The organism is Streptomyces sp. NBC_00859 (assembly GCF_045161865.1).
In the GTDB taxonomy this organism is placed as follows: Bacteria; Actinomycetota; Actinomycetes; order Streptomycetales; family Streptomycetaceae; genus Streptomyces.
The window spans coordinates 6,900,471-6,913,196 of sequence record NZ_CP108826.1; the positions used below are offsets into that span (position 1 = coordinate 6,900,471).

The window sequence follows — 12,726 nt, forward strand, 5'->3', positions numbered from 1 at the left end:
ATCGGCCCCGTCCCCGTCCCCCGTCCCCCGCCACGCTCAGAGCCAGGGCGGGAGCGCGGGAAGCGCGGCAGCCGGTCCGAGGCCCGTCCCGCCGGAGCGGCCCGCCAGCCAGGCGAGCGCGTTCGCTGCCGTCCCGGTGACGACCGGGCCGCCCGCACCGATCCGACCGAGCAGCTCGCCCTCGCTGTCGCGCAGGGTGAAGTCCGGTACGCCGCCGGCCTCGGCGTAGTAACTGAGGACGTCGGCCAGGATGATGTGCCGTGCCGACGCGGGGATGTCGTGCCACCCGTAGCCGATGTCCAGGTCCACGTGGTGGAGTTCGAGTTCGCGCAGCCGGATCACCAGAATCCGCTGCGGGGTGCAGAGCTCACCGGTGAAGGGCCTGACCGTCGCCTGCCACGCCGGGCCGGGCAGTGTCTCGATCACGTGCTGGAAGTGCGCGGCGCGTTCCCGGACGTCGGACAGCTGCACGGCCGCGGGGCGGCCGGCGCCCGCGGCGATCTCCGCGTCCCGGGCCCCGCGGTCCGCGTACTGGGGTGTCTCCACACCGGTCCTCGCCCACTCGAGCAGCCGCTCCAGCGCGGGGGCCTGGCGTGCCAGATGGCTCAGGACATGGCCGCGGGTCCACCCGGGGAGCCGGGACGGCCCGTGCACGTCCGCGTCGCGGAGCCCGGTCAGTCCGGTCAGCAGCCGGTCCGTCGCGGCGCCGATCTCCGCGAACGACTCCCGGGTGGGGGCGATCTCCTTCAACGGGACTCCTTCGGATCGTGGTTCCTGGCTCAAGTGCTTCCTGGCCCGGCCCGGTCGGTGGTCCGGCCCGGCGTCAGGTGCGGCGCGATCGCCGGTCACCGCCCGCCTGACCCCGGCCGGGTGAGCCGGGCGAAACCTTCGGCGATGGCCGACAGCGCGCCCGCGATGTGCGGGAGACGCACCGGGTCCGCGGCGAGAAGCGCTTCCTCCTGCTGGCGCTCGTCGCCGTACAGCAGGCTGGTGGCCGCCTTGAACCGCAGCGCCTCAGGGCGGTCTCCGAGGAGATGGCCGCCCAGCACGACGATGCCGGACTGTTCGAGCAGCCGCCCCGCGAGAGAGGCCGAGTCCGTGATGCCGTGTGCGGCCAGCCGGCCGCGCAGCGGCCCGAAGTCCGGATAGACGTAGAACCCGGCGGTGGGCGGGCGGCACTCGGCCCCCGCTTCGACCGCGATCCGGTGCACGGCCCGCGCCACCGCACCGTGCAGCCGGGCGCTCGCCCGCACTCTGGAGACGATCGCCGGGGGCTCGGCGAACGCGTACTCCGCGACCTGCTGCATCGGACCGGCGAGCGTCGACCACAGTTCGCTGGCCGCAGCGACCACGGCGTGCCGCAGCACGTCACCCGCGTCACCGGCCGGGAACCGTGCGGCGCCGATGCGCCAGCCGCCGATCCCCAGCGTCTTGGAGAGCCCGGTGGTGACGACGGTGCGCTCCGGGGCCACTTCGGCCGGGCTGAGGAAGGGGGTGGCCGACGGGTCGTGGACGATGTCCCGGTAGATCTCGTCCGAGACGATCAGCAGGTCCTCGGCGCGAGCGACGGCACAGATCTCGCGGACGGCCGATGGCGGGGCCAGGGTCCCGGTCGGGTTGTCCGGCAGGGTCAGGACGAGGAGCCGCGGGTCGCCGCCCGCCTGTCTGGCCCGTCGGACCGCCTCGCGCAGCGCACCCGGCTCCGGTACACCGCCGTGCCCCTGGGGTATCGGCACCCCGAAGACCTGCTTGCCCGCGTAAGCGGCCTGCGGGGCGTAGGTGTTCCAGGCGGGCTGCGGAAGCAGCACATCGCCGGGGACAGCGAGTTGAACGGCCATGAGCAGCGGTTTGCTGCCAGGGCCGACCACGATCCGGTCAGGATCGGTCGGCAGGCCCCGGCGGCCGAAGTACCCGGCGACGACCCCGCGTACGCTCTCGGCACCCGCCACCGGGCCGTATGCGGAGCGGGCTGCGCCGATCGCCAGCTGTTCGGCCAGCTCGGGCATGACCGGCAGCCTGGCCTCACCGAACGCGAGGTGGATCAGCGCATCCCCCTGGGCTCTGCGCCGGTCGACCAGCTGGTTCAGCGCCAGGTTCGGGGAAGGCGGTGCGAACGCGACGGCGGTCATGTGCTGTTCCTCTCGGGCCGGGCATGCGCGGGGGCAGCGGCGGAGCCGGCCCCGTCAGGGGCGCCGCCACGCAGGGCTGCCGCGATGTCTGCGGGGGTCGTGGGGTCGGGTTCGAGCTCGTCGAGCCAGGCGGCGTCCGGCGAGTAGCGGGCCCGGAACGGCCGGCCCACCAGTGCCGGATCGCGCGCCTGCAGCATCCGCAGCCGGAAGAACGCGCCCTCGGCCGTCTCCTCCACCCCGTCGACCACGACCTTGCCGGGCGTCGCCGACATGACCGGGCCGCGCACCGTGCGGGCGAGTCCCGGGAGCGTGCGGTACGCATCGGCGAAGATGTCCACCGCCCTGGCGAGCGGCACCTTGAAGTAGTCGTACGGTCCGGTGTCCCGCTCCACGAACAGGTAGTACGGCACCGCCCCGGCAGCCAGCTCCGCGCGCCACAGCTCGCTCCAGACGCGGGCGTCGTCATTGACGTGCCCGATCAGCGGGGCCTGGCAGTAGACGACCGCGCCGGTCGCCCTGATCCGGGCCACCGCCCGGCGAGCGAGGTCGCTCTCCAGCTCGCGCGGATGGCTGAAGTGCGCCATCACGGCGAGCTGCCGCCCGGACGCCACCACGGACTCGAAGAGACGGAGTACGTCGTCGGCGTCCGGATCCGTGACGAACCGCTGCGGCCAGTAGGCCACGGACTTGGTGCCGATCCGGATCGTGCGGACCGACTCGACACCCAGCAGGGGTTCGATGTGGCCGCGCAACCGCTCGGTCGACATCACCATCGGGTCGCCGCCCGTCACCAGGACGTCGTGGACCTCGGGGTGGCCGCCGAGGTACTCGATCAGCCCGGACGGGTCGGGAGCGGCGAAGCGCAGATCCGCGTCACCGATGAACTGCGCCCAGCGGAAGCAGTATGTGCAGTAGGCGTGGCAGGTCTGCCCCTGGCCGGGGAAGTAGAGCACCGTCTCCCGGTACTTGTGCTGGAGGCCGGGGAGCTGGACGCCTTCCTGGCTGGGAACGTTGAGCTGCTGCTGCCCCGACGGGTGCGGGTTGAGCCGCTCGCGTATGTCCCGTACGGCCTGGCGCAGCAGGAGCTTGTCGGACGGGTCGCGGGAGAGCTTGGCGAGCTGGTCCTCGTCGGACCGCGCCAGCATGCCGCTCTGCGGGAACGTCAGCTGGAACATGGGGTCTTCGGGTACGCGGTCCCAGTCGATCAGGTGGGTCAGCACATACTCGTTGACCCGGAAAGGCAGGACGAGCGAGACCCTGCGCACGGTCTCCGTGATGTGCTCGGGCAGCCCGAACCGCCGCGCGATGTCGTCGATATGGCGCGGGCCGAACGCCCGGAACCTGTCCGTGTCCTGCCGGCCGGCCGCCATCAGCCGGTACCTCCCGCCCGGTTGGGTTTGCGGTAGAGCTCGTCGCCCAGCACCAGGAAGTCGAGGTCCATGGCGCGGAAGGCCTTCAACGCGTCGCTCGCGGTGTTGACGACGGGTTCGCCCTTGCCGTTGAAGGAGGTGTTGAGCAGCACGGGTGGTGCGCCCTCCCGCCGCAGGGCGTCGAGCGCCGCTCCCACCGCCGGTGCCTCGTCGCCGTGCAGCACCTGCGGGCGGGTGGTGCCGTCGACGTGCACGACACCGGGTGCGACGCTCCGGCCCAGCTCGGTGGCTCGGGCCGCACCGAGCATGTAGCGGCTCAGATGCTCCTGCTGTTCCCAGAGCAGAGCGCCGTAGTCCGGCCGGGTGACGCCTGCGAAGGGGCGCCACTGCTCGCGGTTCTTGATGGAGTTCACACGGGCGTGCACAGCGGCGGTGTCGGGCACCGCGATGATCGACCGGCGGCACAGTGCGCGCGGCCCCACCTCGGCCCGGCCCTGGGCGACGGCGCCGACCCGGCCGCCGAGGAGCAGCGCGGTCAGCTCGTCGATGTCGAGGTCGCTGCGGAGCAACCCCGAAGTGTCGGGCGCGCCGGGGCCGTTGGTGTGGTCGTAGCCGTGGATGCCGGTACCCAGATAGGGGCTGAGCGCCCCGGTCCGATTCCTCGGCGGCCGTACGGTCCACGCGGCGCCGAGAGCGACGCCCGCGTCGTGCGGCACCGGCGGGACGTACAGCGGTCCGGGCAGCATGCCGTTGGTGCTGCAGTTCAGCGCCACGCCGCCGCTCATGCAGAGCTGCTCGACCCCGGACGCCTTCCGGGTCAGCGACGCGAGATGGCTGACGGTCTCCTCGATGAGCCGCTGCGCGGTGTAGGCGACCAGGACCGCGCCCGGGTCGTCGGTGAGTGCCTCCTCGGGGGCGCTCGGCGCGTCCGCGCCGGCTATGCGCGTGTAGCGCTCCCGCCACCGGGCGACCGTCGACTCGTACTGCTCCCTGACCTCGTCCGCTGTGGCTCGCCCCGCGCTCTCGGCCAGTGGCTCGACGGCCAGCCGGAAGTCGTCGGCCCCGATCTCGACCAGGGATTCCACATCCAGCCCCGCCGCGCGGCCGTACGCGGCCAGGCCCATGGTCTTGCCGGCGTTGAGGAAGGAGAAGCCGAGCCAGGTGGACGCGGCGTCGTAGGCGTATCCCAGGGAGGCGGTCCGCTGCCAGGTCCGCTCCAGGCGCGGTTCGGCGCCGTCCTCGTACGTCCAGATGGTCGTTGACTCGTTCTCGCCGTGTCCGTCGACGACCAGGACCCCGGCCTTGGAGAAGGGCGATGCGTAGAAGGACGACGCGGCGTGCGCCTGGTGGTGGGGGACGCGTACGACGTCGGGGGTGCGGTCGCCGAAGTCCAGGCCGACGGCGTACTCCAGGAATTCCGCGTCGCTCGCGAACCGGCGCGGGTAGAGCTGCTCGCTGTCCCAGCCGAGCGCGACCACATCGATGTCAGCGGCGGAGATTCCGGCCTGCTCCAGGCAGAACCTGGCCGCACCCAGGGGTTTGCGGTAGAGCGAGTGCCGGCGCCGGTTGCAGCGCTCCTCCTCGGAGAAGGCGACGATCTCGCCGTTCCCGTCGATGAGGCAGGCGGCGCTGTCGTGCCACCCGGCGGGAGGTGCGTTGACTCCAAGAATCCACGTCATGCGCGTCTCTCCTCAAGGGCCTGTGGTCGGTCACGGAAGGGGGGTGAGGGTGTGCCGCACGGCACGCTGGGAGCGGTCGAGGGCGGCGGCGCACTCGGCCGGGCTGTCGCCGACGGCGATCAGGGCTGCGAGCCGCGGGACGATGCCGCGCGGCGGCAGCAGCAGTTCGGTGCCGGGCGCGGCGAGCGGGACCGCCTCGACGATGCCGGGTTCGGCCGCTGCGGCGGTCAGGTCCAGGGAGCGCACGGTGCCGTCGTGTCCGGGGTAGACGAAGCGGACCTCGGCGCAGCGGTCGCGGGTGGGGTCGAGGTCCGGGGTGCGGCCGAGCGCGATGTCCACGGCGGCCGTCACCGGGTCGACGCCGGTGGCGAGCGTGCCGAGCAGCGGAATGAAGTCGCCGCCGAGGCGGCCGTTCACCTCCACCACTCGCGGACCGGTCCTGGTGAGGCGCAGCTCGGTGTGGGTGAGGCCGGTCCGGATTCCGAGGACCGTGTGGGCCCGCGCCACCACGGACCGCACCTCGTCGGCCCACGGCTCGTCGCGCCAGGGGGCGACCCGGTGGCCGGTCTCCTCGAAGTACGGCGCGAATCCGAGCTGCTTGTGCGCGACGTTCACAACACGCACCGCGCCGTCGGACACAGCGCAGTCCACGCTGATTTCCGGGCCCTCCAGATACTCCTCGACGATGGCCCCTTCGAGGGCGCTGATGCCGGGGAACGAGGAGGAGCGCGCCTCGTCGAACGCTCGGGCCAGCTGGTCGGGACCGTCCACGAGGCTGACGCCGATACTGCCGGCCAGGCCGCGCGGTTTGACCACGACCGGCCAGCCGATCGCCTGGGCCGCCTCCGCCGCTTCCGCGTGGCTGTGTACGTGGCGGTAGGCGGCCGAGGGGACTTGGGCAGCGCCGAGCAGCCGCCGGGTGGCGAGTTTGTCGCGGCACCGGCGTGCCGCCTCCGGGCTCATGTGCGGCAGCCGCAGCAGCCTGGCGGCCTCGGCGGTGGTCTCCAGGAGGGTCTCGTCCCAGGTCAGCAGGGCCCCGGGGCCGGGATGGCCGTCGAGCAGCGCCGCCACGGCCCGAGCGGTCGCCGCGGCGTCGGTGGTGTCCGCCACCCGGAACCTGTCGTCGACGTAGGGCCGTTGCCAGTCGACCTCGGTGCTCTGGACGAGGGCGGTGCCGACCCGTGCGGCGACCGCGCTGAGCGCGTAGGCGCGGTAGGGAGGATTGCCGCAGCCCACGACGGTGAGCCGGCCCGGACGATCGGCGTCGACAGGAGTGCACACCAGTTCCGCGTCCCCGGTGGTGCGGCGGACGGCCTCCGTCACGGCGGCGCTGTCGTGCCCGCGGAACCGGAACCGCATCCCGGAATTCTCGTAGCCGCTCTCGTTCAGCAACGCCCCGGCGAACGGGCTCACTTCGGCGTACGGGCCAGTGGTCGCGGACGATTCCCGGTGGCCGGTGGCGGAGACCACACGGCAGGGCATCGGCACCGACGGCGGCACGAGCAGCCACCCCGCCACCTGGGCGGGCGCTTCGAAGGGGGGCGGGGAGCAGTCCCCCAGACCGGTCTGCTGGGCGACGGCCACCGCCATCAGATCGATGCCGTGCACCTCCCGCCAGATGAAGGGGACTTCGGCGCCGCCCGGCCGCGCGCCGATCTCCAGGACGGTCAGTGCGCCGCTCCCGCTCTCGAAGAGCTCCAGGTGGAAGACCGAGGGCCCCCCGAAGAGTGCACCGGCCGCGGCGGCCGTGACCTCCTCGACCCGGGCGAGGAGCATGGGGTCGTCGATCTCGACGGAGCCCAGGGCGGCGCCCGCGGTGAACTCCAGGCAGGTGCTCAGATAGCGCGAGGCCCGCCAGGCGCCGAGGCCGTCACCCGTGAAGACGCCGTCGACGTGCAGCACTTGATCGGGCAGCCACGGCTGTACGAGCATCTCGGTGTCGCGCGGGAACTCGTATGCACGGAGCGCGTCGGGGGAGTCGAGGCGCCGGATGCCCGCACTGGCCGTGCCCCGACGCGGTTTGACCAGCACGGGCCAGCCGTGCCGGGCCGCGAAGGCCCCGACGGCGCTGTGATCCGGTGCGTCGGCGGTCGCGGGAACGGCGACGCCGGCTGCTGTGAGCCGCTGGGCCATCAGCAGCTTGTCGCGCAGCGGTTCCAGATCCGCGCTGCGCTGTCCCGGCAGCCCGAACTCGTCCCGGAGGTCGGCTGCAAGGTCGAGATCGGTCTCCTGGAGCGCCACGATCCGGGTCGGCGGTCCGATCTCATCGGCCAGCGAGCCGATCGCGTCACGGACCTGCTTGACGTTCTCCGTGCTGTCCACGAGCCGTACGCCCGCGGCCTGTTCGTACGGCAGGTGACGGGAAGCGGTGCCGGTGGTGACATAGCTGACGCGGTGGACGCTGTGGTCCAGGTACGCGGCGTAGTCGGCATACCGGTCGGTCCAGCGGTGGATGACCATCACGTGTTCGGGCACTGAGATGCCTCCGGGGGCGGGAACGAGCACGGGCGGGAGCAGGGTGAAAATCGCGTACGGACTCGGATACGGGGCCGGGGAGCCGCCGCGGCGGTGGGGCGGACCGCGGCGGTGCGCTCCGGGAGGGCCGCCTCCGGCGGAATCGGCTTCGGGTGGGTTCCCCGGCGCCCGGTCAGCACTCTCCGGCGGTGGACAGGAGTGCGTCGTGCATGTCCCGGAGCAGTGCGGTGCACTGCTCGCGGCTGACGTCCTTGGCGGTGAGCCGCACGGACATCTCGTGCGGGCTCTCCACGGCGCGGGCGTAACAGCGCGGGCCGATGGTGGTGAAGGGCTCCTCCCAGGTGATGGCGGTCTCGATGACGGGCGCGTGTTCGCCCGCTTCGGGAGAGGGCTGATCCGACTGCCCCGGCACCGCCACGTAGTTGAACGCGCAGACAGGTTCGGGTGCGTCCGGCCTGCGGGCGCGCAGCGCGGCGACGGCGGTGACGTCGTGTGCCCCGTGCCGGAACGCGCCGAGACTGCTCCAGTGCGCGGCTGCCGCCAGCGCGCGCAGGTCGTTCCGCAGGGCGCCCTCGATGAGCGCGGGGACCCACTGGTTCATCGACGTGACCACGTTCTGCCAGCGGGCGGTGAAGCGGTTGGCGCTCATCAGCTGTACCAGAAGGGTGTCGGTGCCGCAGATCCGGGCCACGCTGCGGGCGTAGGCCGCGAGTACGACACTCGGTACCGACACGCCCGCCGCGGCAGCGACCGTGCGGGCGGCCGTGACCGCGGGCCCGGAGCGCAGAGTGGCCTGAAGGACGCTCCCCGTCCCGCCGGCCGGGGCCGGCAGCGCGGCGGAAGGCGCCCGGTCGAGGAGCCGTTCCCAGTGGCCGAGGGCGGCGGACTGCCGCCGCAGGCCGGCGGGGGCGTGCTGTACGGCGGCCAGTTCGGCGGGGCCGGGCGCGACGGTGGGCCCGAGCCCCGACGGGTCGGTGAGCGCCCGGGTGAACTCCTGCCGCAGCACCTCCTGCGCCCAGGCGTCGGCGGCGATGTGGTGTTTGACGAACAGCAGGTGCGAGGGGGCCCCCGCGCGGGTCAGCAGGGTGGCCCGCCAGCCGTGTTCACTGCCGAGACGGAAGGGTTCGGCGGCCGGGCCCGCGACGAGGCCGGCGGGCGGCCGGTCGTCCGCGTCGGCGACCGGCAGCGCGTCGGAGAATTCCGTGTCCGGAGCCAACTGGCCGGGGGAGCCGGGGTCGTGAATGTCGTAGCGCGTCCGCAGTGACGGATGGCGGGCGACGACGGCGCGTACCGCCGTGCGCACCTCGGCGGTGCCGACGCCGTGGGGGAGTGCCCAGAGCGCGGCGTTGTTCGCCTCGTGCCACCGGGTGGGCGGCAGATCCCGGATGTCCTGCCAGACCGAGAGCTGACCAAGTGAAAGCGGTACCGCCACAGACACGCACCCCTCCCTCAAGATGATCCTTAATTCCGCATCATGGAATATGACTTCCATGCGCCACTGACGCTGCCACAGAATGTTGAAGCCTGTCCAGGTCGGCCGGGCTTGCGATGCCGCTTCCGGTGCCGCCCGTGGACCGGTAACTGGGCCCGATGGCGCGGGAATTGGGTGCTCGCGAAATATGACCGGCGGATTCGACCGGCGCGCGGGGCGCAATCACGACGGCAGTGCGAGTGATCCACATCACATGCCATCTCCGGTAGCTGCGTGAGAGTCTGACTTCACCTTCGGAAGTCAATTTCCGCCATCCGGAATTCACGGACAGATACGAGAAGAGCTCGACGGCAACTGCCCGGCCGGTCGGAGCCCGGCTCGGCTCCGGCCCCGGCATCTGCCGGTGGTCACGGGCGCCCCGGACGCGCCGGGTCCGCCCCCGGGCCATCGTTACCGCACCCGACGAGGGGTCTCATCAACGTGACGCAACAGCCGCACCTCCAGGCCGGTTCCGCCGGGGAGTTCCTGCACGACTTCCTGCTCGGCGCGGTACGGCACACCCCGGACCGGCCGGCCGTCGTCGAGTCCGTCCGGGCCGGGCACACCGCGGTCACCACCTACCGCGAACTCGACTCCCTGGTTCACGCCTACGCCACGGCGCTGGAGGGGCTCGGCATCGAGACCGGCGCCCGGGTGATCCTGGAGGCGGAGACGACCGCGCTGTCCATCGCGATGCTCCTCGCCTGCTCAAGGGCGGGACTCACCTTCATCCCGGTGAGCCCCGAGACGCCCGGCCTGCGGCTGCTGGCCATCGTCGGAGCCGCCCGGCCCGCCCTCCACCTCCAGGCGGTGGACGGTGCGCGTGACGACATCCCCCAAGACGTCGGAACGGCCAGGTTCGGACCGGAGGGGCTGCACATGGAACGCGCGCCGGCGCGACGCCCTCCCTGTCGGCGGACCGCCTGTGTCACCGACCCCGCCTACATCATCTTCACGTCCGGAACCACGGGGCGGCCCAAGGGCGTGGTGATGAGCCACCGCGCCGTCGTCGCGTTCTACCGGGGCATGCTGGCCTGTCGCCTCGCCGGCCCCGACGACCGGATCGCCAGCACCTCACCCCTGCAGTTCGACTTCTCCCTGCTCAACATCGGTCTGGCGCTGGGCAGCGGCGCTGCCGTTGTCCCTGTCGCGCCGCGACTGGTGCGCTGGCCGAGGCACTTTCTGCGGGTGCTCCGCGAGACCGCGGCGACCCAGGTCAACGGCGTACCTTCGATCTGGCGGCAGTCGCTGAGGTTCGAACCGGAGCGGCTCGCCGCGCTCCAGGGGCTGCGCCGTGTCCTGTTCTGCGGCGAGGTGTTCCCGCCGGCAGAGCTGCGCCTGCTCCAGGAGCTGCTGGAGCAGGCACAGTTCACCAACTGCTACGGCGCCACCGAGTCCATGGCCTGCTCGTTCGAGCTGGTCCCGAAGCCGCTCCCCGCCACCGCGGAGCGCCTCTCCATCGGCATCGCCCACCCCGGCGCCGAACTGTTCCTCGTCGACGACTTGGGGCGGATCGTCGAGGAACCCGGGATGCCCGGTGAACTCCATCTGCGCAGCCCCGCGCTCTTCACGGGTTACTGGGACGACCCCGTGGCCACCCGGTCGGCGCTGGTGCCCGATCCGCTGTCCCCGCAGTCGGGTCAGCAGGTCCTGCGCACCGGCGACCTCGGAGTACGGGGCGAGAACGGTGAGTTCTACTTCTGCGGCCGGACCGACTCCCAGGTGCAGATCAACGGCAACAGGGTCGAACTGGGCGAGGTGGAGCAGCAGCTGCTCTCCCACCCGGGCGTCTCCGCCGCCGCCGCGATGGCCCTTCCCGGACCCGGCGGCGGGACGCGGCTGACGGCGTTCGCCGTACTGACCGGCGCCGTGGACGGCTCCGCGATGCACGGCTCGGACAGCGACGGGGGTTCGGCGGACGGCGGCCTGCGGGACTTCTGCGCCCGGACCCTGCCCCCGTACATGGTCCCGCAGGAGGTCCAGTTGGTGGATACGCTGCCCACGACCGCGAACGGCAAGGTCGACCGCGCGGCGCTGGCAGCCGGCGCCGACGCCGTACCCGACCCTCCGGGCACGCCGCCAGGTGCCGCGTCCGACAGCCGTGGGCAACAGACGCCGGTCCCTCCGGGCCCCGGTGCGGCCCCCGGCCCGGCCGTCCTGCGCGGCTGCGGCCGCTGAGCCCGCGTGGTCCGCCCCGGAAGGCCCGAGCGCCGACCGGGCGGGGGCGCCCCTGCCTGAATCCGTGCCGTACATCCGCAGTCCGGCAGGCCCAGCAGCGACCGGAAGGGCCGTATTCCAGCGGCCCGTAGGAGAGAGCCTTGAGCAGAACCGACACGCCTGCACCACACCCGGCCGCGCACGCGGAGAGCCGCCTGCGCTCGTTCGTACGGGTCCGCGCGGGCGGGCTGCCGGGCGCGTTCTGGGTGCTGTGGTCCGGGTCCCTGGTCAACCGGCTCGGCGCCATGGTCAATCCGTTTCTGAGCCTGTATCTGACGGGCGTGCGCGGCGTCTCCATCGGCACCACCGGGCTCATCCTCGCCACGGTCGGCGTCGGATCGGTCATCTCGCAGCCGCTCGGCGGATTCATCGCCGACCGCTTCGGCCGCCGGGTGGCCCTGAGCGGCGGCATGCTGGCGAACGGTGCGACCCTTCTGACGCTCGGACATGCCCGTGGCCTCGGCGTGCTCGTCCCGGCCTGTTTCGTACTGGGCGTCACCATCGATCTCTTCCGCCCGGCCGCCCAGGCACTCGTCGCGGACACCGTGCCCACCGCCGACAGGACCCGCGCGTTCGGCCTGCTGCTGTGGGCGATCAACCTCGGGTTCTCGGTGGCCATGGTGCTGGGTGGCTACCTCGCGTCCCACGGCTACCGGCTGATCTTCTGGCTGGACGCCGGGGCCTGCTCGTTCTTCGCGGTACTGGTGTGGCTGGCCGTGTCCGAAACCCGGCCACCCGGCGGCGAGCACGGCGCCGGTGGCTTCCTCACCCCGGTGCGGGACCGCGCGATGCTGGCCTTCACGGGCATCATCGTCGTCTACGCGACCGTCTTCCAGCAGGCCTTCGCCACACTGCCCCTGGCGATGCGGGGTGCTGGGCTGTCCAGCGCCGCGTACGGAGCTGTCATGGCGGTCAACGGGGTGGTGGTCATCGCCGCGCAACCGCTGATCGGCCACCGGCTGGGGGCCTTCGACAAGAGCCGGGTGCTCGCCACCGGCTTCGCCGTGGCCGCCTTCGGCACGACCGTGATGGCGTTCGCCTCGACGACCGTCGTGTACGGCCTGGCCATCGCCGTATGGACCCTGGGCGAGATCCTGGTCTTCGCGATGACATCGACCGTCGTCGCCGACCTGGCGCCGCCCCATCTCCGGGGGCGTTACAACGGGATGATCGGCATGGCCTGGGGGACGGGTTTCCTGCTGGCACCCGTCGCCGGCACCCGCCTGCTGCTCGTCGGCACCACGACACTCTGGCTGACCTGCGCCTGCCTGTGCCTCACCGCGACACTGGGCCAGCTCTCGCTGGCTCCGGCCCTGCGCCGCAGAGCAGCGCACTGAGCCGCCCGCCCGGACCCGCACCACCGGTCGCGCAGCCGCCCGCACCGG

8 protein-coding genes are annotated in these 12,726 nt (G+C 72.5%); 2 read left to right on the forward strand and 6 right to left on the reverse strand.

Annotated features, from left to right (window positions below; all coding sequences use genetic code 11):
- Positions 1-36 precede the first annotated feature (36 nt).
- From OG584_RS30430 to OG584_RS30455, 6 genes are all read right to left on the reverse strand, one after another.
- A complete protein-coding gene (locus OG584_RS30430; protein WP_405782632.1) occupies positions 37-750 on the reverse strand; it encodes a maleylpyruvate isomerase family mycothiol-dependent enzyme in 714 nt (237 codons plus the stop codon).
- 95 nt (positions 751-845) lie between these two features.
- On the reverse strand, positions 846-2,129 hold the full coding sequence (locus tag OG584_RS30435) for a pyridoxal phosphate-dependent aminotransferase (protein ID WP_405782634.1): 1,284 nt from the start codon (positions 2,127-2,129) through the stop codon (positions 846-848).
- Complete coding sequence (locus tag OG584_RS30440) at positions 2,126-3,499, reverse strand: KamA family radical SAM protein (RefSeq protein WP_405782636.1); 1,374 nt, start codon at positions 3,497-3,499, stop codon at positions 2,126-2,128. Before OG584_RS30440 ends, OG584_RS30435 begins: the two co-directional genes overlap by 4 nt.
- Positions 3,499-5,178, reverse strand: coding sequence for a carbamoyltransferase C-terminal domain-containing protein (locus tag OG584_RS30445; RefSeq protein WP_405782638.1), 1,680 nt, complete (start codon positions 5,176-5,178; stop codon positions 3,499-3,501). Before OG584_RS30445 ends, OG584_RS30440 begins: the two co-directional genes overlap by 1 nt.
- Positions 5,179-5,208: 30 nt before the next feature.
- Positions 5,209-7,653 carry an ATP-grasp domain-containing protein gene (locus OG584_RS30450; RefSeq protein ID WP_405782640.1) on the reverse strand — a complete coding sequence of 815 codons (2,445 nt, stop codon included), beginning with the start codon at positions 7,651-7,653 and terminating at the stop codon, positions 5,209-5,211.
- A gap of 172 nt (positions 7,654-7,825) precedes the next feature.
- Positions 7,826-9,091, reverse strand: a complete 1,266-nt coding sequence (locus tag OG584_RS30455) for a condensation domain-containing protein (RefSeq protein ID WP_405782642.1) — start codon at positions 9,089-9,091, stop codon at positions 7,826-7,828.
- A 474-nt stretch (positions 9,092-9,565) separates the two neighbouring features.
- Between OG584_RS30455 and OG584_RS30460 the strand changes: the two genes are divergently transcribed.
- Together OG584_RS30460 and OG584_RS30465 are read left to right on the forward strand one after the other, a co-directional pair.
- Positions 9,566-11,302: an AMP-binding protein gene (locus OG584_RS30460; RefSeq protein ID WP_405782644.1), complete on the forward strand. Its 1,737-nt coding sequence runs from the start codon at positions 9,566-9,568 to the stop codon at positions 11,300-11,302.
- Positions 11,303-11,442: 140 nt separating this feature from the next.
- Positions 11,443-12,678, forward strand: a complete 1,236-nt coding sequence (locus OG584_RS30465) for an MDR family MFS transporter (protein WP_405782646.1) — start codon at positions 11,443-11,445, stop codon at positions 12,676-12,678.
- Positions 12,679-12,726: the final 48 nt, after the last annotated feature.

What these genes read in the sequence shown, in the direction of transcription:
- OG584_RS30435 (WP_405782634.1), bottom strand. Translation starts at nt 2,129, where the DNA reads ATGACCGCCGTCGCGTTCGCACCGCCTTCCCCGAACCTGGCGCTGAAC.
- OG584_RS30440 (WP_405782636.1), bottom strand. Translation starts at nt 3,499, where the DNA reads ATGGCGGCCGGCCGGCAGGACACGGACAGGTTCCGGGCGTTCGGCCCG.
- OG584_RS30445 (WP_405782638.1), bottom strand. Translation starts at nt 5,178, where the DNA reads ATGACGTGGATTCTTGGAGTCAACGCACCTCCCGCCGGGTGGCACGAC.